The sequence below is a fragment of the Pectobacterium nicotianae genome (assembly GCF_023272715.1).
In the GTDB taxonomy this organism is placed as follows: domain Bacteria; phylum Pseudomonadota; class Gammaproteobacteria; order Enterobacterales; family Enterobacteriaceae; genus Pectobacterium; species Pectobacterium brasiliense.
Window position 1 is genome coordinate 2,587,389 of sequence record NZ_CP096821.1, and the last position, 24,330, is coordinate 2,611,718.

General features: G+C 51.1%; 23 protein-coding genes, 1 tRNA gene, 2 other RNA genes and 1 riboswitch. Of the genes, 15 read left to right on the forward strand and 11 right to left on the reverse strand.

Features of this window, described 5'->3' with window-relative positions; translation table 11 throughout:
* Positions 1–43 precede the first annotated feature (43 nt).
* Positions 44–451 carry a histone-like nucleoid-structuring protein H-NS gene (hns, locus tag MYB54_RS11630; RefSeq protein ID WP_010275331.1) on the forward strand — a complete coding sequence of 136 codons (408 nt, stop codon included), beginning with the start codon at positions 44–46 and terminating at the stop codon, positions 449–451.
* A gap of 147 nt (positions 452–598) precedes the next feature.
* Here hns and galU read toward each other — a convergent pair whose 3' ends face one another.
* From galU to rssA, 3 genes are all read right to left on the reverse strand, one after another.
* On the reverse strand, positions 599–1,510 hold the full coding sequence (galU, locus tag MYB54_RS11635; RefSeq protein ID WP_014915333.1) for a UTP--glucose-1-phosphate uridylyltransferase GalU: 912 nt from the start codon (positions 1,508–1,510) through the stop codon (positions 599–601).
* Between the two features lie 205 nt (positions 1,511–1,715).
* Positions 1,716–2,732 carry a two-component system response regulator RssB gene (gene rssB / locus MYB54_RS11640; RefSeq protein ID WP_010275338.1) on the reverse strand — a complete coding sequence of 339 codons (1,017 nt, stop codon included), beginning with the start codon at positions 2,730–2,732 and terminating at the stop codon, positions 1,716–1,718.
* 84 nt (positions 2,733–2,816) lie between these two features.
* Positions 2,817–3,722, reverse strand: a complete 906-nt coding sequence (gene rssA, locus MYB54_RS11645) for a patatin-like phospholipase RssA (protein ID WP_039500906.1) — start codon at positions 3,720–3,722, stop codon at positions 2,817–2,819.
* Between the two features lie 132 nt (positions 3,723–3,854).
* Between rssA and MYB54_RS11650 the strand changes: the two genes are divergently transcribed.
* The 5 genes from MYB54_RS11650 (at position 3,855) to MYB54_RS11670 (ending at position 5,840) form a co-directional block, all read left to right on the forward strand.
* Positions 3,855–4,322, forward strand: a complete 468-nt coding sequence (locus MYB54_RS11650) for a YchJ family protein (RefSeq protein ID WP_180774146.1) — start codon at positions 3,855–3,857, stop codon at positions 4,320–4,322.
* A gap of 83 nt (positions 4,323–4,405) precedes the next feature.
* A complete protein-coding gene (gene purU / locus MYB54_RS11655) occupies positions 4,406–5,254 on the forward strand; it encodes a formyltetrahydrofolate deformylase (RefSeq protein ID WP_010275347.1) in 849 nt (282 codons plus the stop codon).
* Positions 5,255–5,409: 155 nt separating this feature from the next.
* Positions 5,410–5,494: transfer RNA gene (locus MYB54_RS11660), tRNA-Tyr, on the forward strand.
* A 43-nt stretch (positions 5,495–5,537) separates the two neighbouring features.
* Positions 5,538–5,667: non-coding RNA, RtT sRNA (locus tag MYB54_RS11665), on the forward strand.
* A gap of 43 nt (positions 5,668–5,710) precedes the next feature.
* A non-coding RNA gene (locus MYB54_RS11670) (RtT sRNA) lies at positions 5,711–5,840 on the forward strand.
* 185 nt (positions 5,841–6,025) lie between these two features.
* Here the strand turns inward: MYB54_RS11670 and MYB54_RS11675 are convergent.
* On the reverse strand, positions 6,026–6,652 hold the full coding sequence (locus tag MYB54_RS11675) for a trimeric intracellular cation channel family protein (RefSeq protein WP_039277547.1): 627 nt from the start codon (positions 6,650–6,652) through the stop codon (positions 6,026–6,028).
* A 21-nt stretch (positions 6,653–6,673) separates the two neighbouring features.
* A riboswitch (glycine riboswitch) is annotated at positions 6,674–6,769 on the reverse strand.
* A 411-nt stretch (positions 6,770–7,180) separates the two neighbouring features.
* Here MYB54_RS11675 and xthA point away from each other — a divergent pair.
* The gene (gene xthA, locus MYB54_RS11680) at positions 7,181–7,987 is read left to right on the forward strand and encodes an exodeoxyribonuclease III (RefSeq protein ID WP_205592805.1); all 807 of its coding nucleotides are present in this window, start codon (positions 7,181–7,183) and stop codon (positions 7,985–7,987) included.
* A 94-nt stretch (positions 7,988–8,081) separates the two neighbouring features.
* Here the strand turns inward: xthA and MYB54_RS11685 are convergent, their stop codons facing one another.
* From MYB54_RS11685 to MYB54_RS11695, 3 genes are all read right to left on the reverse strand, one after another.
* Positions 8,082–8,369, reverse strand: coding sequence for a YnjH family protein (locus MYB54_RS11685; protein ID WP_010275356.1), 288 nt, complete (start codon positions 8,367–8,369; stop codon positions 8,082–8,084).
* A complete protein-coding gene (locus MYB54_RS11690; protein WP_205565978.1) occupies positions 8,366–10,291 on the reverse strand; it encodes a DNA topoisomerase III in 1,926 nt (641 codons plus the stop codon). Before MYB54_RS11690 ends, MYB54_RS11685 begins: the two co-directional genes overlap by 4 nt.
* A 96-nt stretch (positions 10,292–10,387) precedes the next feature.
* Entirely contained in the window at positions 10,388–10,939 is a 552-nt protein-coding gene (locus MYB54_RS11695) for an NAD(P)H nitroreductase (RefSeq protein WP_205592804.1), read from the reverse strand.
* 268 nt (positions 10,940–11,207) lie between these two features.
* Here MYB54_RS11695 and sppA point away from each other — a divergent pair, with 268 nt between their 5' ends.
* The 3 genes from sppA (at position 11,208) to pncA (ending at position 14,977) form a co-directional block, all read left to right on the forward strand.
* Positions 11,208–13,058, forward strand: coding sequence for a signal peptide peptidase SppA (gene sppA / locus MYB54_RS11700; RefSeq protein WP_039286598.1), 1,851 nt, complete (start codon positions 11,208–11,210; stop codon positions 13,056–13,058).
* A gap of 233 nt (positions 13,059–13,291) precedes the next feature.
* Complete coding sequence (gene ansA, locus MYB54_RS11705) at positions 13,292–14,311, forward strand: asparaginase (RefSeq protein WP_203450450.1); 1,020 nt, start codon at positions 13,292–13,294, stop codon at positions 14,309–14,311.
* Between the two features lie 18 nt (positions 14,312–14,329).
* Entirely contained in the window at positions 14,330–14,977 is a 648-nt protein-coding gene (gene pncA / locus MYB54_RS11710; protein WP_014915323.1) for a bifunctional nicotinamidase/pyrazinamidase, read from the forward strand.
* A gap of 51 nt (positions 14,978–15,028) precedes the next feature.
* On the opposite strand, the gene MYB54_RS11715 is transcribed toward pncA, so the two are convergent.
* Both MYB54_RS11715 and msrB read right to left on the reverse strand, forming a co-directional pair.
* Positions 15,029–15,307, reverse strand: coding sequence for a YeaC family protein (locus MYB54_RS11715; protein ID WP_010275380.1), 279 nt, complete (start codon positions 15,305–15,307; stop codon positions 15,029–15,031).
* A 136-nt stretch (positions 15,308–15,443) separates the two neighbouring features.
* Positions 15,444–15,863 carry a peptide-methionine (R)-S-oxide reductase MsrB gene (gene msrB, locus MYB54_RS11720; RefSeq protein ID WP_029367374.1) on the reverse strand — a complete coding sequence of 140 codons (420 nt, stop codon included), beginning with the start codon at positions 15,861–15,863 and terminating at the stop codon, positions 15,444–15,446.
* Between the two features lie 344 nt (positions 15,864–16,207).
* Here msrB and gapA point away from each other — a divergent pair, with 344 nt between their 5' ends.
* Together gapA and MYB54_RS11730 are read left to right on the forward strand one after the other, a co-directional pair.
* The gene (gapA, locus tag MYB54_RS11725; protein WP_010295247.1) at positions 16,208–17,203 is read left to right on the forward strand and encodes a glyceraldehyde-3-phosphate dehydrogenase; all 996 of its coding nucleotides are present in this window, start codon (positions 16,208–16,210) and stop codon (positions 17,201–17,203) included.
* Between the two features lie 107 nt (positions 17,204–17,310).
* Complete coding sequence (locus MYB54_RS11730) at positions 17,311–18,180, forward strand: D-hexose-6-phosphate mutarotase (protein WP_039514915.1); 870 nt, start codon at positions 17,311–17,313, stop codon at positions 18,178–18,180.
* 62 nt (positions 18,181–18,242) lie between these two features.
* Here MYB54_RS11730 and MYB54_RS11735 read toward each other — a convergent pair whose 3' ends face one another.
* Together MYB54_RS11735 and MYB54_RS11740 are read right to left on the reverse strand one after the other, a co-directional pair.
* Positions 18,243–19,094, reverse strand: coding sequence for an aldo/keto reductase (locus tag MYB54_RS11735; RefSeq protein WP_205592803.1), 852 nt, complete (start codon positions 19,092–19,094; stop codon positions 18,243–18,245).
* Positions 19,095–19,251: 157 nt separating this feature from the next.
* Positions 19,252–20,001, reverse strand: coding sequence for a MipA/OmpV family protein (locus tag MYB54_RS11740; protein WP_039277523.1), 750 nt, complete (start codon positions 19,999–20,001; stop codon positions 19,252–19,254).
* Between the two features lie 455 nt (positions 20,002–20,456).
* Between MYB54_RS11740 and yeaG the strand changes: the two genes are divergently transcribed.
* From yeaG to MYB54_RS11755, 3 genes are all read left to right on the forward strand, one after another.
* Positions 20,457–22,391, forward strand: a complete 1,935-nt coding sequence (gene yeaG, locus MYB54_RS11745) for a protein kinase YeaG (RefSeq protein WP_010275400.1) — start codon at positions 20,457–20,459, stop codon at positions 22,389–22,391.
* A gap of 36 nt (positions 22,392–22,427) precedes the next feature.
* Positions 22,428–23,702: a YeaH/YhbH family protein gene (locus tag MYB54_RS11750; protein WP_010275403.1), complete on the forward strand. Its 1,275-nt coding sequence runs from the start codon at positions 22,428–22,430 to the stop codon at positions 23,700–23,702.
* Between the two features lie 139 nt (positions 23,703–23,841).
* Complete coding sequence (locus MYB54_RS11755; RefSeq protein WP_014915318.1) at positions 23,842–24,252, forward strand: hemerythrin domain-containing protein; 411 nt, start codon at positions 23,842–23,844, stop codon at positions 24,250–24,252.
* The last annotated feature ends 78 nt before the right edge of the window (positions 24,253–24,330 follow it).

Consider the following 24,330-nt stretch of genomic DNA (forward strand, 5'->3'; position numbering starts at 1 on the left):
ATCACACTACACGCCACCAATAATATTATTTGAGATTATCACAATGAGCGAAGCACTAAAGATTCTTAACAACATCCGTACTCTGCGTGCCCAGGCAAGAGAATGCACCCTGGATACTTTGGAAGAAATGCTGGAAAAACTGGAAGTCGTGGTTAATGAACGCCGCGAAGAAGATAGCCAGGTTCAGGCTGAAGTTGAAGAACGTGCGCGTAAATTGCAGCAATATCGCGATATGCTGATTGCAGACGGTATTGACCCTAACGAATTATTGCAGTCCTTAGGTTCAGTTAAGGTTGCAGGTAAAAGCAAGCGCGCTGCCCGCCCGGCAAAATATCAATACACTGACGAAAACGGCGAACTTAAAACCTGGACTGGCCAGGGTCGTACACCGGCAGTAATCAAGAAAGCAATCGAAGAGCAAGGTAAATCTTTAGACGATTTCCTGCTGTAATCGTTTATAAGTACTGAATACAAAAAAAACCCCCGATAACTATCGGGGGTTTTTCTTTGGTAACGCATATTGCAAAGAGAAAACAGATATGTCGCCATTTTGGCTGCTCTCTGTTTTTTGTAAACAGAGGGCAATCATTACATTCTGTTATTTTTCTTCTGCTTCAATCGTTTCCTGCAGCCACTGCGCAAATTCCTGGCCTAAACCATCATGGCGTAAACCATATTCCACGAATGCCTGCATATAACCTAATTTATTACCACAGTCATGGCTCACACCTTTCAGGTGATACGCTTCTACTGTTTCTTTTTCCATCAACATCGCGATAGCATCGGTTAACTGAATTTCATTACCTGCGCCTGGCGGTGTTTTTTCCAGCAGAGACCAAATATCCGCAGAAAGGACATAACGGCCAACGACGGCTAAATTAGACGGTGCTTCGGAAGCTTTCGGTTTTTCAACCACACCAACCATAGGTGCACTATCCCCTGCTTTTAATTCCACGCCTTTGCAATCAACCACGCCATAGCTACTTACATTTTCAACGGGCTCAACCATAATCTGGCTACGGCCCGTCGTAGAAAAGCGTTGCAGCATTTCGCTCAGGTTATCTTTCGTCAGATCGGATTCATATTCATCAATAATCACATCCGGCAGAATAACCGCGACAGGCTCATCCCCAACTAACGGATGCGCGCACAATACGGCATGGCCCAGCCCTTTGGCTAACCCCTGACGCACTTGCATAATGGTAACGTGCTTAGGACAGATAGATTGAATCTCTTCCAACAGCTGACGCTTAACGCGTTTTTCCAGTATGGCTTCCAGTTCAAAACTGGTATCGAAATGGTTTTCGATAGAATTCTTAGAAGAGTGTGTAACGAGAATAATTTCATTAATCCCTGCTGCGATACACTCATTAACAACATATTGGATCAGCGGTTTATCTACCAACGGCAGCATTTCTTTAGGAATGGCTTTGGTGGCAGGCAGCATACGCGTCCCTAATCCAGCAACCGGTATGACCGCTTTTTTTACTTTTTTATTCACAATAGACATAAACAGCCTCTTATATACCGTTCAAATAATGAACTTTATTTATCTAATCAAGATAACCGCAAGAGTATAACGACTTTAACAAGAGCACGCTTGTCCCAACGTTACCGTTCAATAAAAATAAGATAACTCCCTACATAGTAGGAAATAAAAAATAATACCGAAAGATGGGTATTACCTGAAACCAGTACCCTCTCGCGCTATCAGACTATTCTGTCGTCAACATCAGTCGTAAACGGCCGCCGCCGCCCCATATCTGGCATTGCCATGCCTCGCACTGATAATTCAGCTGGTTGAGGTAAGCCCCTTCAAGCGTGCCTAAAGGGACTCCGCTATTCAACGCTATCTGCTGTTCGTTAACATTCAGCGTCGCGTTTAGCCCAGCGGAAATCAGTATCAGCTGTTTTAACTGCTGATGGTAATACCCCACGAGCAAAGGAAAACGACCATCCAGGCTCGCCTGCCGCAACAACTGGTTTACCTGCTTTAACAACGTCGGCAGATACGGCAAACGGTGTTGTTGATCGGCCAAATGCTCCTGAAGCACCCCATTAAACAAGGTTCTAAGCAGTAGCGCTGCCAGCGTCCCACTATTATTGACGCCCTGAGTGACATCAAGGCAATAGAACGCTAACTCAGTCTCCGAAAGCGCGGCAATATCCAGCACCAGCCCCGGTTGTTCCGCCGCCGTTAACTGACGATAGTTAACACGGCAGCGAGCAAGCGTTTGCTGAACAGGCGGCTGTAGCTGAGCAAGCAGTTTGGTAACCGCTTCAGGAGATTGATTCAGGGAGTCCATGTCCTGCATGAGTTGATCCATCTCATTCAACTGTGAGGTGAACATATCGGGATACAGACAGGACATCACGGCTTCACGCAAACGAGCATAATCACGAATCGGTTTCAGCAACACATCCTGAACACCAAGCCGTAAGACTTTGGCAATGTCCGCCATCTGGCTGGTTGCAGAAATGATCAGTATTGGCGTGTCGTTGTCTTTCAGGCGCAGACGTTCAAGGAACTCAATTCCTCCCATCGTCGGCATATTCAGATCGCAAATCATTAAATCGGGTTGGTAATGTTCAAGAGTACTCAGCGCATCTAATCCATTAATGGCTTCCTGAACTGAAGCCCCAAGAGAAGTCAGATAACCAGCGAGCACAGATCGAAAAACGGCCTCGTCATCAATGACTAAAATATGCTTACCCGCTAGTGGTTGTTCCATCAGTACCCCTTACTTCAAACACCGAATAATCACACCTGCTTTAGCGCCAGTATGCCGGATAGACGGCACACCCTGTCTTCTTCACTATGCCTCTTTCACTAGCGGCAACAATTCATCACGCATCTTTTCCACCGCCTTATAACCCGCCTCAATCGCCTCCTGCGCCCGATGAAAATCTAAGGTAGCAATCTGGGGACAATGCGGTTGCAGCAACACATCGGGCGGATCGCCTGCCATCCGCGTCATTTTCAACCGATTTTCCAGAATCTGGATCGACGTACTCATTATCTCCATCGCCGTTGGCGAACTTTCCGCTGGCTGACGCCGTCCCCGCAGTAAGCGTTCCCGAATTCTGCTACGCCAATCTTGCGGAACATTCTCCACATCAATGTCGGACGCCGTCGGTTTGATCGACAGCAAATCCTGATGATTAAGGCTCGCGTCGTGCTGGAGATCAACAGCGATCACGACATCGGCCCCCATTGCCCTCGCCAGAGAAACGGGAACAGGGTTAACCACCGCGCCATCCACCAGCCAGTAATCGTTAAATCGAACGGGGGATAGCAGGCCTGGCATACTGCAAGACGCACGCATAGCCTGATGCAAGTCACCTTCCGTCAGCCAGAGTTCACGCCCTGTGCTGAGGTTTGTCGTCACTACGCCGTATTTGATATCACAGTCTTCAATCTGTGTTGTATGTAACAAATGTTTCACACTATTAAAAACACGATCGCCACGCAACAAACTGCCACGCTGCCAGGAGAGATCCATCAGTCGAATCACGTCCCAGTAACCAAACGCCCTCACCCAGCGATCCATCGAAGATAGATTGTTTGTGGCATACGCCGCACCAACCAGCGCACCGATAGAACAACCCGCTACAACATCAACCTTTACTCCCATTTCGGTTAACGCATTAAACACACCAATATGCGCCCATCCTTTCGCTGCCCCTGATCCCAAGGCTATTCCAATTTTTTTCCGCTGCATGATCGTTCCACCTGTCTTCATTTTAGCGCACATTGCTACACGTAGAGCTTCTTAGGTAACATATCGGCATCCTGCATAGTGATCTGTCTATTATCTATCAGTTTTTATCTTAAATTTTCTTCAGGAGACGTCGTGTCAGAATCTTGCCCCTGTTGCAGTGGATTGCAGTATAACGCATGCTGTCAACCCTACCTCACGCATGCCGCAACAGCGGCTGAGCCCGCCATATTAATGCGATCGCGCTATACCGCCTATGTCAAACACGATGTCGATTACCTTATCGCCACCTGGCATCCCGATCTTCAACCCGAAAAATGGCGCGAGTCCCTCGCGGAAAGTTGCCAGAATTCGCAATGGCTCGGCCTTACTATACTGGCAACCTCTCCCGGAAAAACGCCCGATGAGGGCTATGTGGAATTCGCCGCACGTTATATATCTGAAAGCGACAACCAGCGAACAGAAGTGATGCGAGAGCGCTCACGCTTCCTTCGCCAGCATAATCGCTGGTACTATATAGACGGCGTTCATTTGCAGACGGGCAGAAATGAACCTTGCCCGTGTGGTTCCGGCAAAAAATACAAAAAATGTTGCGGACAATAGAACACAGGCAGTCGCCCACGCGGCCTTATTGCTGCGTTACCATAAGATCGTTATTTTAGTTTTTGGACAGGATCCACACGCTCATGCAATCCCAAAATATACAAAGAAAAGTATTACGAACCATTTGCCCCGACGCAAAAGGGCTCATCGCGAAAATTACGAATATTTGTTATAAGCACGAACTGAACATCGTGCAAAACAATGAGTTTGTCGATCATCGCACCGGTCGCTTTTTCATGCGGACCGAGTTGGAAGGGATTTTCAACGACACCACGCTGTTAGCCGATCTGGATAGCGCGCTTCCCGAAGGCTCTTCTCGCGAATTAACCGCAGCAGGACGTCGTCGCATCGTCGTTCTGGTGACGAAAGAAGCCCACTGTCTGGGCGATCTGTTGATGAAAAGCGCCTACGGTGGTCTGGACGTAGAAATCTCTGCCGTCATCGGCAACCACGATACCTTGCAGACGCTGGTCGAGCGGTTTGATATTCCTTTCCATCTGGTCAGCCATGAAGGACTGACTCGCGAAGAGCACGATCAAAAGATGATCGCGCAGATCGATCAATACAAACCCGATTACGTCGTGCTGGCGAAATATATGCGAGTTCTGACCCCGGCGTTTGTTCAGCACTACCCGAATCAAGTGATCAACATTCACCATTCGTTCTTACCCGCCTTTATCGGAGCTCGCCCCTATCATCAGGCTTATGAGCGCGGCGTAAAAATCATTGGCGCGACGGCACACTACGTCAACGATAATCTGGATGAAGGCCCGATCATCATGCAGGACGTTATTCACGTCGACCATACGTACTCAGCAGATGACATGATGCGTGCAGGCCGTGACGTTGAGAAAAATGTCCTGAGTCGTGCGCTGTATCGCGTGCTCGGACAGCGTGTTTTTGTCTACGGTAACCGCACCATTATTCTGTAATTGGTTGATCGGGCATCTTTTTTGTATAAGGATGCGCCGAACGGAATAAAAAAACGGCAACCGCATTTATTTTTGATATATACCGCTTTACAGGGGCGCGTCATTTGATATGATGCGCCCCGCTTGAAGCGAAAGCGTCTTGCAGCAAGGCCAGTGGTGGGGTTCCCGAGCGGCCAAAGGGAGCAGACTGTAAATCTGCCGTCACAGACTTCGAAGGTTCGAATCCTTCCCCCACCACCATTTCAAAGTAACACTCCTGAATTACATCCCAACGCTAAAGCATCAAATTCCCGTCAGGGGAAGGTGAGAACCTTCGACCAAGGTTCGACAAAACCGGCACGGTTTTGAGCAACGCGCAGCGTTGACCCACAGGGTGAGGTGCGAAGCACCGAGTTATCCTTCCCCCACCACCATTTCACAGCATCACCTCTGAATTACATCCCAACGCCAAAGCATCAAATTCCCGTCAGGGGAAGGTGAGAACCTTCGACCAAGGTTCGACAAAACCGGCACGGTTTTGAGCAACGCGCAGCGTTGACCCGCAGGGTGAGGTGCGAAGCACCGAGTTATCCTTCCCCCACCACCATTTCACAGCAGCACCTCTGAATTACATCCCAACGCCAAAACATCAAATTCCCGTCAGGGGAAGGTGAGAACCTTCGACCAAGGTTCGACAAAACCGGTACGGTTTTGAGCAACGCGCAGCGTTATTTCCCCCACCGTCACTCGCACCAATAATCAGCGCGCTATATAGAATGGGGAAAAATAGCTTTATGCCTTCCCTTTCCAGCGCCCAGGAACATAAGAGAACACAGGAAGCTGCCACGACCAGCGGATTGCCGCCAGGCGCACGGCCAAGCCAATGCTGAATGACGCCAGCAGGTTAATATCGTGATTAACGTTAAGCGACTTTAGTCCAAGATAGAGAAGTGCGACTAAAAGCGAGACGCTGGCGTACAGCTCTTTTTTCAGCACCATGGGCGTACGATTACAGAAAATATCACGCAATATCCCACCGAAAATTCCGGTTACGATACCCGCCATAACCACCACCGTCGTTGAATAATTCAGTTGCAGTGCGACGTTGCAGCCAATAACCGTAAAGGCTATCAGCCCCATCGCATCCAGCACCAGAAAGAGCCGGTGCAGATGATGCATGAATCGCGCAATGATAATCGTGAAAAGACCCGCACCAATGGTGAGGTAGATATAGCCGGGATGCTGCGTCCAGCCGATGGGATAATTACCAAGAAGAATATCGCGAACGGTGCCACCGCCAAGCGCGGTGATAAAGGCAATCATGCCTACACCAAAAATATCCATATTACGACGTCCAGCGGCCAGCGCCCCGGACATCCCCTCAGCCGTAATCGCGATCAGATAGATGTAAGTCAGCACACAAGTTATCCTGTGAAATGTGCCACTCCCTCTGTCCGCTTTACCTGAGAGTTTACGCAGCAGTGCTGCTTGCCCCTTCGGTGGGTTGCATGGCAACCTCTCTCCAGTTGGCTTCAATGGAATTCGCAGTTAGGGTAGCCTGAGCGATTATGGGAGTTTGCGCCTTCGGCGGAGCGTTATATATACCCTAAATAATTCGAGTTGCATGAAGGCGGCGACACAGTGAATCCCCAGGAGCTTACACCAGTAAGTGACTGGGGTGAGCGAGGAATGCCAACGCACATGCAGCTTGAAGTATGACGGGTATACGCCCTCTCTCCTGCGAGGTGCGGAGTATAACGGTCGACAAGCCTCGTGTTCAACTGAATATAAGTGAATCTTATTTTTAACGATTCTCATCTGCGCCAACCGTCTCTGAAGACACAGTAATAAGCCCAGCCACGCCGTTAGAAAGCGCAGCCTCACCGTGACGGCATCCCTCATTTTCTGCTACCATCTGGTCACATTTTTTAGCGAATGGCAGCGAACATGAAAGTTGTATCTTTTAATATCAATGGCCTGCGGGCGCGCCCTCATCAGTTGGCCGCCATTATCGAACAACACCAGCCGGATGTGATCGGGTTGCAGGAAACCAAAGTCCACGATGACATGTTTCCGTTAGAGGATGTCAGCCAATACGGCTACCACGTTTATTACCACGGACAAAAAGGTCACTACGGCGTCGCGCTGCTGTGTAAAACGCAGCCCATTGCGGTTCGTCGCGGTTTCCCAACGGATGAAGACGATGCGCAGCGTCGGATCATCATGGCGGATTTTGCCACCGAGCACGGCACGCTCACGGTCGTTAACGGGTATTTCCCACAGGGAGAAAGCCGCGATCATCCGGTGAAATTCCCCGCGAAGACGCGCTTTTATCAGGATCTACAAATCTATCTGGAACAGCACCACAGCGCGAAACAACCGCTGATTGTGATGGGTGATGTCAATATTAGCCCTACCGATCTGGACATCGGCATCGGCGAAGAGAACCGTAAGCGCTGGTTGCGTACGGGTAAATGTTCTTTCCTGCCGGAAGAGCGTGAATGGATGGCGCGTTTGCAAGGCTGGGGGCTTATCGACACCTTCCGTGCCGCTAATCCAGACAGCAACGATCGTTTTTCGTGGTTTGACTACCGTTCTGCCGGGTTCGATGACAACCGAGGCCTGCGTATCGACCTGATTCTCGCTAGTAAAGTTCTGGCTGAACGCTGCATTGCCACTGGTATTGATTACGATATTCGAGGGATGGAAAAACCGTCCGACCATGCACCGATCTGGGCACAGTTTTCGCTGTAAAAGAGATCGTACGAAGTAAAAATAACATCACCGCTGTGCATCAAAGCCACAGCGGTGATTAAAATTAGTCGTAGTGCTTTTTAACGCACGGTTATTACTTAACCAACTGCCATATCAGGTTATTCGTTCCCAGCGTTTGCTTGTCCCGCACGCATTGCAGAATCACCCCTTCGACCTTTACCACCGCGCCCTCAGAATAGTTCCGGTTTTCATACACGCAGCAGCGCAGGCAGGTGTTATTTTGCTCGCGCACCGTCGTCCCTGCGCCCCATACTTCTGGTGGAACGGGCACGACTATGTCCGTTCCACCACGATTAGCCTGCGCCAGCGTGGGCAGCACCAGCATCACACTGGCGAAACACAAAGACACTAACGATTTCATTGCTCCTGCTCCTTCGTTTTTTTAGTCTGAGGCTTACGCCGTTTTGAAGCACCTGACGGCGGTGCAGAAAGCCCTTTAAACGCTCTCACCGCGCCATTCTGTTTCGCTTGCTGAATCAGCTCCTGCAAGGAGTGGGTCAACGGCTGCATAAAATCCTGATAGCGACATTTCTTCTCACTGATTTGCGTCAACGTGGCTTCCCAATGTGCTGTCATGTCAGGATGCGCCGCGCTCGCAGGCAGTGAGTGAATCAACGCCCGCCCCGCTTCACTCGCGTGAATATAGCGGGCTTTCTTAAACAGAAATGTCCGTTTAAACAATAACTCGATAATACCCGCGCGCGTCGCTTCAGTTCCTAACCCATCGGTCGCCCGCAGGATTTTCTTCAGTTCTTTATCCTGCACAAAACGCGCGATGCCCGTCATCGCCGACAACAGCGTGGCATCGGTAAACGGCCGCGGCGGCTGTGTTTGGCGCTCAACGACCTCGCCGCGTTCACACAGTAACTCATCACCTTTTGCCACCACGGGCAACGGCATGCCTTCGTTTTCTTCGTCTCGCTCTTTACCGCCTAACAGCGTACGCCACCCGGCTTCGGCCAGGAACCGCGCTTTGGCAATAAACTTACCCCCCGCGATATCCAGTTCAATGACGCACTTGCGAAACACGGCGTCCGGGCAGAACTGCATAATGTACTGCCGCGCAACTAGACCATACACCTTGCGCTCATTCTCCGTCAGCGAGGCACTTGCACTGCGGGCGGTGGGAATAATCGCGTGGTGAGCATCAACCTTACCATCGTCCCAGCAGCGATTACGTCGATCCACATCCATTACCGGCTGTGGCAGCAGATCGGGCTGGTGTACGGATATGGCATTCAAAACGGCATGACGCCCGGCAAAATGCTCCTCTGGCAGATAGCGACAGTCAGAACGCGGGTACGTAATCAGCTTATGGGTTTCATAGAGCTTCTGGCACACGTCCAGCACCTGCTGCGCGCTAAGCCCGAAACGCTTCGCGGCTTCGATCTGTAACGTCGACAGCGAGTAAGGCAACGGCGCGGTTTCTGATTCCCGTTTATCATTATAGCTGGTAACAATCGCAGGCTGGCCTTCGATACGCTTGACGACATGTTCCGCCAACGAGCGATGCAGCAATCGCCCTTCTTCATCCTGATAAGGTTCACAGGACTCGCTGGGCTGCCATAGCGCGACAAAACGCTCATCGGCAGGCGTCACGATATGGGCTTTCACTTCAAAGTAATCTTTGGAAACGAAGTTTTCTATCTCTTCATCTCGTCGCACCACCAGCCCCAACACCGGCGTCTGCACGCGGCCAACCGACAGCACGCCGTCATAGCCCGCATTGCGCCCTAATATCGTATAGGCCCGGGTCATGTTAATGCCGTAGAGCCAATCTGCACGGGAACGCGCCAGCGCCGACACACACAAAGGGATGAAATCTCGGTTCTCACGAAGACGAGAAACGGCACGTTCTACCGCCTGTGGATTGAGATCGTTAACCAGGCAACGACGTACCTGCTGGCGTTTTTCTTCCGGCAGAGAAAGGTATTCCAGCACCTCATCCACCAGCAGTTGTCCTTCACGATCGGGGTCTCCCGCGTGAATCACTTCGGTGGCATCATTCAGGAGCTTCTTTATGGTGTTGAGCTGCTTACTGACCGAGGGCCGCGGCTGCAACAGCCATTTCTGAGGAATGATAGGGAGATCGGCAAGCGACCAGCGGGCATAGCGCGCATCATAAACATCCGGCTGCGCCTGCTCCAGCAGGTGCCCCACGCACCACGTCACAACATCATTCTGGCCGCAGGCAATAAAGCCATCACCGCGTCGATGCGGTTTGGGTAACACGTCTGCAATCGCCCGCGCAAGGCTGGGCTTTTCGGCAATAAAAAGTCGCATTATTCACCATCAAGCAGACTGGGCATTTCCCGCATAACTCGCGGGAAAGCACGCTGTAAAACGGGGTGGAAATCGATATTATTCAAGAGATGACGATCAGAAGTAGTGAACAAACGCGTCGGTATCAAACGGCGTGACCGTCGTCGATGCTTTGAGCTGTGGCGTCCCCAGATAGAGGAAACCGACAATTTCATCCTGTTCGCGGCAGTTGAACGCTTCACGCACCAGCGAATTGTGCGTCCAGGCACCGCTACGCCAGATACCGTTAAAGCCCTGCGCCAATGCAGCCATCTGCATGGCCTGAACCGCACAGCCTGCGGAGACAATTTGCTCCCAAAGCGGGACTTTAGGGTTCTCTTCGCAATGCGCAACAACGGTGATAATCAGCGGTGCACGATAAGGCGCCTGACGCGCTTTATCGATACCGGCTTCGTCTAACCCTTCCTGCTGCGCCGCACGGGTCAGTAGCGAACTAAAACGATCCAGACCGTCATTTTCGATCATAAAAAAGCGCCACGGCTGCATGGCACCATGATCCGGCGCACGCATACCGGCGTGGATAATGTTATTCAATGCGTCACCCGTCGGTGCTGGCGCGGTCAGGCGCGAGGCCGAACGACGATTCAATAGCAATTCAAGAGCATCCATCGCACATCTCCTGTCTGGCAATATAATTTCTGCGGTACAACCCACTTCTACGGTAGAAACGACTGTACGGCAACGTTGCGCGCCACGTTAGCACAAGTAGAAGTTTTGTTACAAGATAACCCCGACAGGGTGCGCTTCTGCGGCGATTTAATGCTGACTTTTTACTGTCCGCTCATTAGGATACTATCACTCCTTGTGCTTCATCACTTGCCAGAGGGCGAGTTGAAGGACGTAGGGCACACGCTGTTTACCCGTTCATGGAGATATCATGCGCACATTGTGGCGAATTTTTAGCGGATTTTTTAAGTGGACATGGCGTCTGCTTAATTTTATCAGAGAATTTATTCTCAATATTTTCCTTATTGCTCTGATTTTAGTTGGTGTTGGGATCTACTCACAGGTAAAAACGACGCCGGAAGAGGCCACGAAGGGTGCGCTGCTGGTCGATCTGACGGGCGTGGTCGTTGATCAACCCACCGTTAACAACAAACTGCGTCAATTAGGACGTGAATTCTTCGGTGCATCGAACAACCGTCGCCAGGAGAACTCACTGTTCGATATTGTCGACAGTATTCGTCAGGCAAAGAGTGACGACAACATCACGGGAATGGTGCTGGATCTCAGCGACTTTACCGGTGCCGACCAACCGTCTCTGCAATATATCGGCAAGGCACTGCGCGAATTTCGCGATAGCGGTAAGCCTATTTATGCAGTCGGCGACAGCTACAACCAGTCTCAATACTATTTGGCCAGTTTTGCCAATACGGTGTCATTGACGCCACAAGGCAGTGTTGATCTACACGGTTTCGCGACCAACAATCTCTACTTCAAGTCCATGCTGGACAAGCTGAAAGTGACCACCAATATCTTCCGCGTGGGAACTTATAAGTCAGCCGTTGAACCGTATCTGCGTGACGATATGTCGCCTGCGGCGCGCGATGCCGATGGCCGTTGGATCAATGCTCTGTGGCAGCAGTATTTAAATACCGTTTCCGCTAACCGCCAGATTACGCCTCAGCAGCTCTTCCCGGGTGCAACCAACATCATTGCAGGCTTGCAGGCCGTCCAGGGCGATACCGCACGCTATGCGCTGGATAACAAGCTGGTCGATGAAGTGGCATCACGTTCCGTGACCGAGCAATCGCTGGTTAAAGCGTTCGGCTGGAATAGCCAGAAGAACAACTTTAATTTCATCAGCATTTACGACTACACCATCAAACCGCCGGTGCAAAATAACAACCAGATCGCGGTTGTATTTGCCAATGGCGCCATCATTGATGGCCCGGAAACACCGGGAATGGTCGGTGGCGATACCACGGCGGCACAGATCCGCGCCGCGCGCCTCGATCCTAAAGTCAAAGCGCTGGTACTGCGCGTCAATAGCCCTGGCGGTAGCGTCACCGCGTCGGAACTGATTCGCTCGGAACTGATGGCACTCCGTTTGGCAGGTAAACCGATCGTGGTCTCCATGGGCGGTATGGCGGCATCAGGCGGTTACTGGATCTCAACGCCAGCAAACGCAATCATCTCCAGCGCCAGTACGCTGACAGGTTCTATCGGTATTTTTGGCGTGATTACCACGTTCGAAGATTCGCTGGAAAACCTTGGCGTCCACACGGATGGCGTAGCGACCTCGCCACTGGCCGATCTGTCGATCACGAAATCACTGCCACCTGAATTCTCGCAGATGATGCAGTTAAGTATCGAGCGCGGTTATAAGAACTTCATTGATATCGTGGCGCAGGCGCGTAAGAAAACGCCTGAGCAAATCGATCAGATCGCGCAAGGTCACGTCTGGATCGGTAGCGACGCGAAAGAAAATGGTTTGGTCGATCAGATCGGTGATTTTGATGATGCCGTGAAGAAAGCGGCTGAGCTAGCAAAACTGGGACAGTATCAGTTGAACTGGTATGCCGAACAGCCGGGTCTGCTGGACACGATGCTGAATCAGGTGAACGCCTCCGTGTACGCCCTGCTGCCCGTTGCCGTCCAGTCTATGCTGCCAGCACCGGTCGCACAGCTGGCGGAAGCCATGCGGTCACAGCCGTCCATCATGAATAACCTGAACGACCCGCAGAACCGGTATGCATTTTGCCTCACCTGCGGAGAAGTCCGGTAGCGTTTACAGTAGCCGCCAATATGTACCCTAAATAATTCGAGTTGCGTGAAGGCGGCAAGAGAAGGCATCCCGATGAGCTTACTCAGGTAAGTGATTCGGGTGACTGAACGCTGCCAACGCACAAGCAGCTTGAAGTATGACGGGTATAGCCCGGTAATAGTCATTGCTTATGATAGTATTATCGGGCTGTTTTTCCCTCTATAATTCTCGGTTTAATCCTGACTCACACCACCATGCGAAAGAAATCCATTTATGTCGCCTATACGGGCGGCACCATCGGCATGCAGCGCTCTGCTAATGGCTATGTTCCGGTATCCGGTCATTTACAACAGCAGTTGGCAAAAATGCCGGAATTCCATCGCGAAGAGATGCCGTCGTTCACGATTCATGAATACGATCCGCTGATCGACTCGTCTGATATGACGCCAGCGGATTGGCAATCCATCGCGGACGATATTCAAAACCATTACGATGACTACGACGGTTTCGTGATTCTGCATGGTACTGACACGATGGCGTTCACCGCCTCCGCACTCTCGTTTATGCTGGAAAATCTTGCCAAGCCGGTTATCGTGACAGGGTCACAAATTCCGTTAGCGGAATTGCGCTCGGACGGTCAGACCAACCTGCTGAACGCGCTGTATGTTGCGGCTAATCATCCGATTAATGAAGTCGCCCTCTTCTTCAATAACAAACTGCTGCGCGGCAACCGCACCACCAAAGCCCACGCGGATGGCTTTGATGCCTTTGCCTCCCCCAACTATCCGCCGCTGTTGGAAGCCGGTATCCATATTCGTCGGCTGGCACCGACTGTGGAATGTAGCAACTGTCCGCCGCTGGAAGTGCATCACATTACGCCACAGCCTATCGGGGTAATTACGATTTACCCCGGCATTTCTGCCGATGTCATCAGCAATTTTCTCCGTCAGCCGGTGAAAGCGCTTATCCTGCGTTCCTACGGCGTTGGCAACGCGCCGCAAAGCCCCGGGCTGCTGCACGAATTACGTGAAGCCTCCGCACGCGGTATTGTGGTCGTCAACCTGACGCAGTGCATTTCCGGGCGCGTAAACATGGGCGGCTATGCGACGGGCAATGCGCTGGCGCATGCGGGCGTTATCAGTGGCTTTGACATGACCGTCGAAGCCGCATTGACCAAACTGCATTACTTACTGAGCCAGCAGGACCTAAGCGCCGATGACATTCGCCAATTGATGCAGCAGAACCTGCATGGGGAATTGAGCGATAAAGATTGAGTTAATCACGGAGTCGTCATGAAAAAAGCATTGCTATTAGTTGATCTGCAAAATGATTTTTGTCCCGACGGTGCATTGGCTGTTAACGAAGGCGACCGCGTCATTGAGGTGGCTAACCGCGCTATTGAAGCCTGCGTAGCCGCTGGCGTTCCAGTGATTGCCAGTCAGGATTGGCACCCCGCTAATCACGGCAGTTTTGCTGTTAATGCGCATACCAAGGTCGGAGAACTCGGTGAGTTAAACGGATGGCCGCAGATCTGGTGGCCCATTCACTGCGTACAGGGAACCACCGGCGCTGATTTTCATCCAGCACTGAATCAGTCAGCCATTCAGTGGATCGTACAAAAAGGGACTCAGCCGGAGATCGACAGTTATAGCGCTTTTTTCGATAACGGACATCGGGTGAAAACCGAATTGGATGCGTGGCTACACGCCAACCAGATCACCCATTTGATTATTCTAGGGCTGGCGACCGATTATTGCGTCAAGTTCAGCGTGCTGGATGCGATTGCGCTGGGCTATCACACCGAAGTCTTGGTGGATGGGTGTCGTGGCGTGAATCTTTCGCCTGATGACAGCGAATCTGCGTTACGGGAAATGGCACAGCGTGGGGCGATACTAACAGATATGACGCAGTTTCTTGCTGCGTTGTCTGCCGCGCACTAGCGCTACTGACAACCGGAATAGCGGCAGCCGTTGCGGCTGCCTGTTTCTGTTTTACGCGTCGGGTTTTAGCGTAATAATAGCGTCAGCGATGTTAAACTCACGCTTCAGCTCCTGCTTGCTCTTCATCACGATTTCGCCATCAGTGCCAATCGTCATGTGCTCAGCCTGTTCGTTATGGCGAGCCTGCCACATCATCACCATTTGCAGGCAGTTTTCTTTCTGTTCAGCCGTCAACGCGACACCGTCTGGCCATTTGCCCAACTCCACCGCCGTGACTAACCGCTGGTAAATTTCTGGCGTCATGGCGTCGATCAGATCATTGAGTTCCATATCCGGTTTCTGCTCCGAGAAAGATCAGGTTTATTCTTATTAGGTTTCTGTGCTGTGCTAACAGCGTTTTTAGTAGCTGAATCGTTTAAAGCAAGTTATCATCTCGCTTATCGCCGTCGCACCTGTCGCAAACAGATTACCCGTCAACGCGTTCGCCATCAACGTCGTCGATGAAACTCAGTGAAGCCGAATTCACGCAGTAACGTTCACCCGTGGTTTTCGGGCCATCAGGGAAAACGTGGCCTAGGTGCGCATCACACTGCCCGCAGCGAATCTCGATACGGCGCATATTGTGTGAATCATCTTCCAGATAGCGAATCGCCTCTGAAGATACGGGCTGATCGAAGCTCGGCCAGCCACAGCCGGAGTCGTATTTGCTGTCGGAATAAAACAGCGGAGCCTGACAGCAGAGACAGTGATAAGCGCCAGTGCGCTTGTTATGCAGCAATTTGCCTGAAAACGCAGGTTCCGTACCACGTTGCTGGGTGACATAGCGCTGCATCTCTGTCAATTCAGTATTGTCGGATGGGGTACGCGAAGCAGAGTCGTTAGTCATAGGAAGTCTCACGGCGGGTGTTATCAATTCAATTAATCATTGATTATAACAAAAAATTAACAACCTAACAGGCTGTTCTGACCTAATATTAGGAATGTTATTAGCATCAATATTTAATTGTGATACACATCACATATTGAGATCACACAGGCTTTATATGATGCATTTCACCCTCATATCAGGCTTAGATGTTACTTAGTTACAGGGTCGAGCGGTTTTCGCACAAAGTTTGGTCATAGGTTTGACTTACAGCAACTATTGACACGATTCCGCTTGACGCTCAGCAAGGTTTTTGTAATTTTACAACCAACCTTTTATTCACAAACCAATAGCTGGTGGAATATATGACTATCAAAGTAGGTATCAACGGTTTTGGCCGTATCGGCCGTATTGTTTTCCGCGCTGCGCAAGAGCGTTCTGACATCGAGATCGTTGCAATCAACGACCTGTTAGATGCTGATTACATGGCGTACATGCTGAAGTACGACTCAACTCATGGTCGTTTCAACGGCACCGTTGAAGTTAAAGATGGCCACCTGGTTGTTAACGGCAAAACCATTCGTGTTACCGCAGAGCGCGATCCTGCAAACCTGAAGTGGAACGAAGTCAACGTAGACGTTGTTGCTGAAGCAACTGGCCTGTTCCTGACTGACGACACTGCACGTAAACACATCGCTGCTGGTGCGAAGAAAGTCGTTCTGACTGGTCCATCTAAAGATGATACCCCAATGTTCGTTATGGGCGTAAACCACAAAACTTACGCTGGTCAGGAAATCGTTTCTAACGCATCTTGCACCACTAACTGCCTGGCTCCGCTGGCAAAAGTTATCAACGACAACTTCGGTATCGTTGAAGCACTGATGACCACCGTTCACGCAACCACTGCAACGCAGAAAACGGTTGATGGCCCGTCTCACAAAGACTGGCGCGGCGGCCGCGGCGCAGCACAGAACATCATCCCATCTTCTACCGGTGCTGCTAAAGCAGTAGGTAAAGTGATTCCTGAGCTGAACGGCAAACTGACTGGTATGGCGTTCCGCGTTCCTACCCCGAACGTTTCTGTTGTTGACCTGACTGCACGTCTGGAAAAACCTGCTTCTTACAAAGAAATTTGTGCAGCAATCAAAGCCGCTTCTGAAGGCGAGCTGAAAGGCGTTCTGGGCTACACCGAAGACGAAGTAGTTTCTACCGATTTCAACGGTGAAAAACTGACTTCCGTATTCGATGCTAAAGCGGGTATCGCTCTGAGCGACAACTTTGTGAAACTGGTTTCCTGGTACGATAACGAAACTGGTTACTCAAACAAAGTTCTGGATCTGATCGCTCACATCTCTAAATAAGCGTCAGCGATGATTCTGTGAAAAAAGGGCGACGTGATGTCGCCCTTTTTTATTGTTTATTGCAGATTTCTTTTTACCACGAAAAACAATCAAAAAAAGGCACTATCATGCATAACACAATGTTCTCACTCCCCGTCACGAAACAAATTAGCGCCACCCTCACCCAGCGTCAGTTGGACCAATTACCCATCATTGTCGTTGATCACCCTGAAGTGCGCGCGGCAGTCGCATTACAAGGTGCGCACCTGCTCAGCTGGCAGCCAACAAACGAAGAGCCGGTGCTCTGGCTGAGCGACAATACGCCTTTTACTCATCACGTTGCTATTCGCGGCGGTGTTCCAATCTGTTTCCCTTGGTTTGGCCCTTTCGCCGATCCTAATCACGGTTTTGCCCGTCTGCTGCCGTGGGAATTTACCGCCCACAGCGAAGATGAACACGGCGTACAGCTCACGTTCACGCTGCAGGATAATGAAGAAACGCGCAAGAGCTGGCCGCATGCGTTCACGCTCATCGCCCGCTTCAAGCTGGGCAAGGAATGTGGCATTGAGTTGGAAGCGCATGGCGATTACAGCATTACTAGCGCGTTGCATACCTATTTCAATATCGGCGATATCAGCGATATCCGCATTGCTGGCCTGGGCGAGTCTTTCATTGATAAGGTGGATCAGGGCAAGCTGGCAACGCAGCAAGGCGATCTGGTCTTTACCGACCGTACAGACCGCATTTATACCCAGCCGCAGGACACCAGTGTGGTACATGACGCAGTGCTGAAACGTGCTATCGAAGTGCACCATACGCACCATAGCGATGTCGTGTCATGGAACCCCGGTGCTGAGCTCTCTCGTACGATTAGCGATATGACCGATGAGGGATATAAAACGTTCGTGTGTGTGGAAACTGCGCGCATTAATCAACCGTTTGTCGCATCCGTCAACGCGCCTGCGCGTCTGGCAACGGTTATCCGCATCAAGAAATAACCACGCGATAGGTGTATGGCGATTTCGCCATACACCCGATTCTGCAAATCCTTTCGCTTCTGCTACACCACATCCAGATGCTGTTTACGCGTCGGCGGTGGAAAGGCCTGATCGAGCTGCGCAATATCTTCCTTCGATAGCACCACGTCTAGCGCTTTCGCATTTTCCTGAACATGCTTCACAGAGCTGGCTTTAGGAATCGCGATCACGCCCGGTTGACGAATTGCCCACGCCAGTAACACTTGAGCTGGCGTGATGCTATGTTCGCGTGCAATGCGGTTCACTACCGGATGCGAGAATAATCCCTCACGCAAGCGCCCTGCCTGCGCCAGCGGACAATACGCCATTACCGGAAGCTGCTGTTGCTGACACCACGGTAACAAATCAAACTCAATACCGCGCGATGCCAGATGGTAAAGCACCTGATTGGTCATGCAGCGTTTTCCGCCGTTTAGCGACCAGAGCTCCTGCATATCCTCAAAGTCGAGATTGGAGACGCCCCACTGGCCGATTTTTCCCGCCTGCTGTAATCGCTCCATCGCCGCAATCGTATCCACTAGCGGGATGCCACCGCGCCAATGTAGCAGATACAGGTCAATGCGCTCGGTTTGCAGTCGCTTCAGGCTGCGTTCACACGCCTGTATCGCCTTTTCGCCTCCCGCATTGTGCGGATAGACTTTCGACACCAGATAAACGCTATCACGGCGGCCACGTATCGCTTCACCGACGACGTCCTCCGCCCTGCCTTCGGCATACATTTCGGCCGTATCAATCAGCGTTAACCCAAGATCGATACCCGTTTGCAGCGCCGTCACTTCCTGCGCTTTCATTCGGGCATCTTCACCCATGTACCACGTTCCCTGACCGATCGCCGGTACGCGGGTGTCATCTGGAAAACGAATCGCTTTTGTCACGCGTTCCTCCTTGCCTGCCGTCAACGTAACGGGTTTGCCGTCAACCTAACATGACGTTTGGCGCACCATAAATGTGCAAATGGGGTGATATCACCCCATTATTGTACGGCAGATGCACTATGCTTACGAAGAGCATTAAAAGCGCTCACGAAAAGCATCAGAAGCGATAGCTGACGCCTGCGCTCATTAAGATGCTGTGATTACTGTCAACAATCGGGCTGTCTTTCATTTCGTCAGACAGACGCGTGTAACGGCCCACGGCCCAGGCGCTCCAGCTTTCGTTAATCTGATAACCAGCACTCAGTTCAAGATACGGGGCCCAACCATCACCAGGGCTGTATTGGTTAAAACCAGAACGCGCAGATTCTTGCGCACTCACGCCGTAGTAATACTGGTTCATGTTTTCACTAAACCAAGTCGCACCAATACCGGGGGTGATGCTCAGATCGCCCATTGAGAAACGGTAAAGGTAAGCGGTATCCCACGCGAAGCCGTTGCTGTAATCCAGCGTATCCCCTGCCAGCACCGTACGAATTTCACCCCAGTCGGCAGTATGACGATAAGCCGCACCCGCCATCAGCGTACCGCGGCGTTTGTCCAACTGCTTCATACGCAGATCGTCGCTATCTCCCGGCTTAAACCCTAAAGGCAGGTAGTAGGCCGTTAAAGAGAAACGATTTGCGCCGTCATTCCACAGGTAGTATCCACCACCCAGCCCGCGGAAATAAAAATTTTCACTTTCATAATTCAGTACAGGAAGCGGATAAACGTCATTATCAACACCACGGTACACGGACGTTGAACCCGCAGCGCCAAGGCCCAGAGAGACATCTGCGGCATAGGCTGAAGGCAGGAGCACAGCACCAGAAACCAGTGCGGCCAGCATACATAGTTGAGGTTTTTTCACAGTTTTCTATTTCCTATTACAGATAAATATCATGAAACATGATAAGCCAATTACACACGTTCGCGTTCAGGTTATATAAAAATAACATTAACGAATAACCTATATATTCGATAGGTTTTACGTGCGCTAACGTCGGTAATAGGCCGTGTCCTTAAGGCTCAACGCCCGTTCTCTATAATGCTACACGGATTTTCCTGAAAGTGAGTCCTTGAAATATCTTAAAAATACGTCTGTGGACTAGAGGAAATTTTACGGATGCAAACTACGCTTTAATACAGAAGGTGACGTCTTCCTGACCAGCAGGAATGAATAAAATCACGACGCCCTGACGCGACAAGTTGGCATAAGGGTTGCTGGACTCAGGAGATTTCTTCTTTCGGAGGGCAATACATTAATAGGCATATATTCCACACGCTCTCTTAATCTGTGCTAATCGACGAAGGACGGGCATCGCTATGAACATATTTGATCACTACCGCCAGCGTTACGACGCTGCCAAGGACGAAGAGTTCACTCTGCAGGAATTCCTTACCATCTGTCAGCAGGATCGCAATGCTTATGCGAACGCGGCTGAACGATTGTTAACGGCTATCGGTGAGCCTGTAATGGTGGATACCGCCCAAGAATCACGAATGTCGCGCCTATTCTCAAACCGGGTGATTGCTCGCTACCCTGCTTTTGAAGAATTTTACGGCATGGAGGAGGCCATCGAACAGATTGTCTCTTACCTGAAACATGCCGCGCAGGGATTAGAAGAGAAGAAACAGATTCTGTATCTGTTGGGGCCAGTCGGCGGCGGGAAATCCTCTCTTGCCGAACGCCTGAAGGCGCTAATGCAGCGCGTACCGATTTACATCCTCAGTGCCAACGGCGAACGCAGCCCGGTGAATGATCATCCGCTCTGCCTGTTCAACCCGCAGGAAGATGCCGCAATACTTGAGAAAGAGTATGCCATCCCACGGCGCTACCTCGGCACCATCATGTCACCGTGGGCCGCCAAGCGCCTTCAGGAATTTGGCGGCGACATTACCAAGTTCAAAGTCGTCAAAGTATGGCCATCGATTCTGGCGCAAATCGGGATCGCGAAAACCGAGCCCGGTGATGAGAACAATCAGGACATTTCAGCGCTGGTCGGTAAAGTCGATATCCGCAAGTTGGAGCACTATGCTCAGAACGATCCCGATGCCTACGGCTACTCCGGCGCATTGTGCCGGGCGAACCAGGGCATTATGGAATTCGTCGAAATGTTCAAAGCGCCGATCAAAGTGCTTCACCCGCTGCTGACTGCGACACAAGAAGGCAACTATAACGGGACGGAAGGCATTGCCGCCCTGCCGTTCAACGGAATTATTCTGGCGCACTCCAATGAATCCGAGTGGGTGCAGTTCCGTAACAACAAGAATAATGAAGCGTTTCTTGACCGTGTGTATATCGTGAAGGTGCCGTACTGCCTGCGCGTGTCCGAAGAGGTCAAGATCTACGACAAGCTGCTGGATCACAGCGAACTGACGCACGCTCCTTGCGCGCCCGGCACGCTGGAAACGCTGGCCCGCTTCTCCATTCTGTCGCGTCTGAAAGATCCGGAAAACTCCAGTATCTACTCCAAGATGCGGGTTTACGACGGCGAAAGCCTGAAAGATACCGATCCGAAGGCAAAGTCCTATCAGGAATATCGCGACTATGCAGGCGTGGATGAGGGAATGAACGGTCTGTCGACCCGCTTCGCGTTCAAGATTCTGTCACGCGTCTTTAACTTCGATCACAGCGAAGTCGCGGCTAACCCAGTACACCTGTTCTACGTGCTGGAGCAGCAGATCGAGCGCGAACAGTTCCCGCAGGAGCTGGCAGAAAAATATTTAGAGCACCTGAAAGGCTATCTGACACCGAAATACGCCGAATTCATCGGTAAAGAGATCCAGACCGCCTATCTCGAATCCTATTCCGAATACGGCCAGAACATTTTTGACCGTTATGTTACCTATGCGGATTTCTGGATTCAGGATCAGGAGTACCGTGACCCAGATACTGGCCAGCTGTTTGACCGCGAATCGTTAAACGCCGAACTGGAAAAGATCGAGAAGCCTGCGGGCATCAGCAACCCTAAAGACTTCCGTAACGAGATCGTCAACTTTGTCCTGCGCGCCCGTGCCAACAATAGCGGCCGGAATCCAAACTGGACCAGTTACGAGAAGCTGCGTACGGTCATTGAGAAGAAGATGTTCTCCAATACGGAAGAGCTGCTGCCTGTGATTTCGTTTAATACCAAAACCTCAACGGATGAACAGAAAAAACATGATGACTTCGTCGATCGCATGATGGAGAAAGGCTACACCCGGAAACAGGTTCGTTTGCTGTGCGAATGGTATCTGCGGGTGAGGAAGTCATCATAATGACGCACGATGCTGGCAACAGCGTTTGGGGGAAACATGGCCTATTTTATTGACCGACGACTGAACGGCAAAAACAAAAGCACGGTGAACCGCCAACGCTTTCTGCGCCGCTATAAGTCGCAAATAAAACAGTCGATTTCCGAGGCCATTAATAAGCGTTCGGTGACCGACATCGAAAGCGGGGAGTCAGTCTCGATCCCCAATGCAGACATCAACGAACCGATGTTCCATCAAGGCCGTGGAGGACGCCGCCACCGCGTCCACCCGGGCAACGATCACTTTGTACAGAACGACAAAATCGAGCGGCCACAAGGAGGTGGCGGCGGTGGTTCCGGTCAGGGGGATGCCAGTAAAGATGGCGAAGGCGAAGATGAATTTGTCTTTCAGATCTCCAAAGACGAATATCTGGACCTGCTGTTTGAAGATCTGGCGCTGCCGAATCTGAAGAAGACCCAGCATCGGCAGATGACCGAGTACAAAACGCACCGCGCCGGGTACACCGCTAACGGCGTTCCTGCCAATATCAGCGTGGTACGTTCGCTGCAAAACTCGCTGGCACGCCGTATGGCGATGACAGCGGGTAAACGGCGTACGCTGCATGAACTGGAAGAGACGCTGGAACAGCTTGCGCATACCGAACCTGCACAATTGCTGGAAGAGGAACGGCTGCGGCAGGAAATTAACGAACTGCGCCAGAAAATCGCCCGCGTGCCGTTTATCGATACGTTTGACCTGCGCTACAGGAACTACGAGCGTCGGGCCGAACCGTCTAGCCAGGCGGTGATGTTCTGTTTGATGGACGTGTCCGGTTCGATGGATCAGGCGACGAAAGACATGGCGAAGCGCTTTTATATTCTGCTGTATCTGTTCCTCAGCCGAAATTATAAAAACGTCGACGTCGTCTACATTCGCCACCATACGCAGGCGAAAGAGGTTGATGAACAGGAGTTCTTCTACTCTCAGGAAACCGGCGGCACCATTGTCTCCAGTGCGTTAAAGCTGATGGAGGAAGTGGTTCGCGAGCGTTACGATCCGTCACAGTGGAACATCTATGCGGCACAGGCGTCGGATGGCGATAACTGGGCCGATGACTCACCACTGTGTCACCAGATTCTGGCAAATCAGCTTCTGCCGATGGTGCGTTACTATAGCTATATTGAAATCACCCGGCGTTCACACCAGACGCTCTGGCGCGAATATGAAACGCTGCGCGATACGTTCGACAATTTCGCCATGCAGCATATCCGCGATCAGGATGATATCTACCCTGTCTTCCGTGAACTCTTCCGTAAACAAACTGTAGGGCATTGACCCACCTCTCAATCAGCCAGTTATCTGTTAATGATTAATCGTTAGCTGGCTGATTTTCTCTTTCCGGGCATTTTTCTATAAACATGCATTTAAAATGCATGTATTATAAATAGCATTATACCTGCACAGAGAATCGCTTATGAACATTGATAAATTCAAACACCAGCACAACGAAATACTCGAAAGCATTGATACCCTGCGTCGGCTATCACGAGAAGGCGTGACGGAGAACGCCACTGACATCGCCCGCGCCATCGTCGCCATGAGTTCAACCATCAAGCTGCACCTTTCCGCAGAAGATCGCGTGCTTTACCCTTCGCTTCAGCGCAGCGGTGACGAGCAGTTAACGAAGATGAGTCAGCATTATCAGAATGAAATGCAAACCATTGCCGCAGATTACGATGCGTTTTCCCGTCGCTGGAATACGGCTTCACAACTGATAGGGCACGATAGGGATTTCCGGGCTGATGCCAATAACGTGTTGCGTAAGGTCTATGAACGTATGCAGCGGGAGAATCACGATTTTTATCCCCGCATTGAAACGGTCTGAGTGGATTAAGCACGTTTGACTAAAGGGCGGAAAATCTCTGCTCCGCCCTGTTGATTAGCGCCTTCATGCAACCTCGCC

Bases quoted from the DNA above. Each gene is read 5' to 3' on its own strand.
- hns (WP_010275331.1), top strand. From the start codon at position 44: ATGAGCGAAGCACTAAAGATTCTTAACAACATCCGTACTCTGCGTGCC.
- galU (WP_014915333.1), bottom strand. From the start codon at position 1,510: ATGTCTATTGTGAATAAAAAAGTAAAAAAAGCGGTCATACCGGTTGCT.
- rssB (WP_010275338.1), bottom strand. From the start codon at position 2,732: ATGGAACAACCACTAGCGGGTAAGCATATTTTAGTCATTGATGACGAG.
- rssA (WP_039500906.1), bottom strand. From the start codon at position 3,722: ATGCAGCGGAAAAAAATTGGAATAGCCTTGGGATCAGGGGCAGCGAAA.
- purU (WP_010275347.1), top strand. From the start codon at position 4,406: ATGCAATCCCAAAATATACAAAGAAAAGTATTACGAACCATTTGCCCC.
- xthA (WP_205592805.1), top strand. From the start codon at position 7,181: ATGAAAGTTGTATCTTTTAATATCAATGGCCTGCGGGCGCGCCCTCAT.
- MYB54_RS11685 (WP_010275356.1), bottom strand. From the start codon at position 8,369: ATGAAATCGTTAGTGTCTTTGTGTTTCGCCAGTGTGATGCTGGTGCTG.
- MYB54_RS11690 (WP_205565978.1), bottom strand. From the start codon at position 10,291: ATGCGACTTTTTATTGCCGAAAAGCCCAGCCTTGCGCGGGCGATTGCA.
- MYB54_RS11695 (WP_205592804.1), bottom strand. From the start codon at position 10,939: ATGGATGCTCTTGAATTGCTATTGAATCGTCGTTCGGCCTCGCGCCTG.
- sppA (WP_039286598.1), top strand. From the start codon at position 11,208: ATGCGCACATTGTGGCGAATTTTTAGCGGATTTTTTAAGTGGACATGG.
- ansA (WP_203450450.1), top strand. From the start codon at position 13,292: ATGCGAAAGAAATCCATTTATGTCGCCTATACGGGCGGCACCATCGGC.
- pncA (WP_014915323.1), top strand. From the start codon at position 14,330: ATGAAAAAAGCATTGCTATTAGTTGATCTGCAAAATGATTTTTGTCCC.
- MYB54_RS11715 (WP_010275380.1), bottom strand. From the start codon at position 15,307: ATGGAACTCAATGATCTGATCGACGCCATGACGCCAGAAATTTACCAG.
- msrB (WP_029367374.1), bottom strand. From the start codon at position 15,863: ATGACTAACGACTCTGCTTCGCGTACCCCATCCGACAATACTGAATTG.
- gapA (WP_010295247.1), top strand. From the start codon at position 16,208: ATGACTATCAAAGTAGGTATCAACGGTTTTGGCCGTATCGGCCGTATT.
- MYB54_RS11730 (WP_039514915.1), top strand. From the start codon at position 17,311: ATGCATAACACAATGTTCTCACTCCCCGTCACGAAACAAATTAGCGCC.
- yeaG (WP_010275400.1), top strand. From the start codon at position 20,457: ATGAACATATTTGATCACTACCGCCAGCGTTACGACGCTGCCAAGGAC.
- MYB54_RS11750 (WP_010275403.1), top strand. From the start codon at position 22,428: ATGGCCTATTTTATTGACCGACGACTGAACGGCAAAAACAAAAGCACG.
- MYB54_RS11755 (WP_014915318.1), top strand. From the start codon at position 23,842: ATGAACATTGATAAATTCAAACACCAGCACAACGAAATACTCGAAAGC.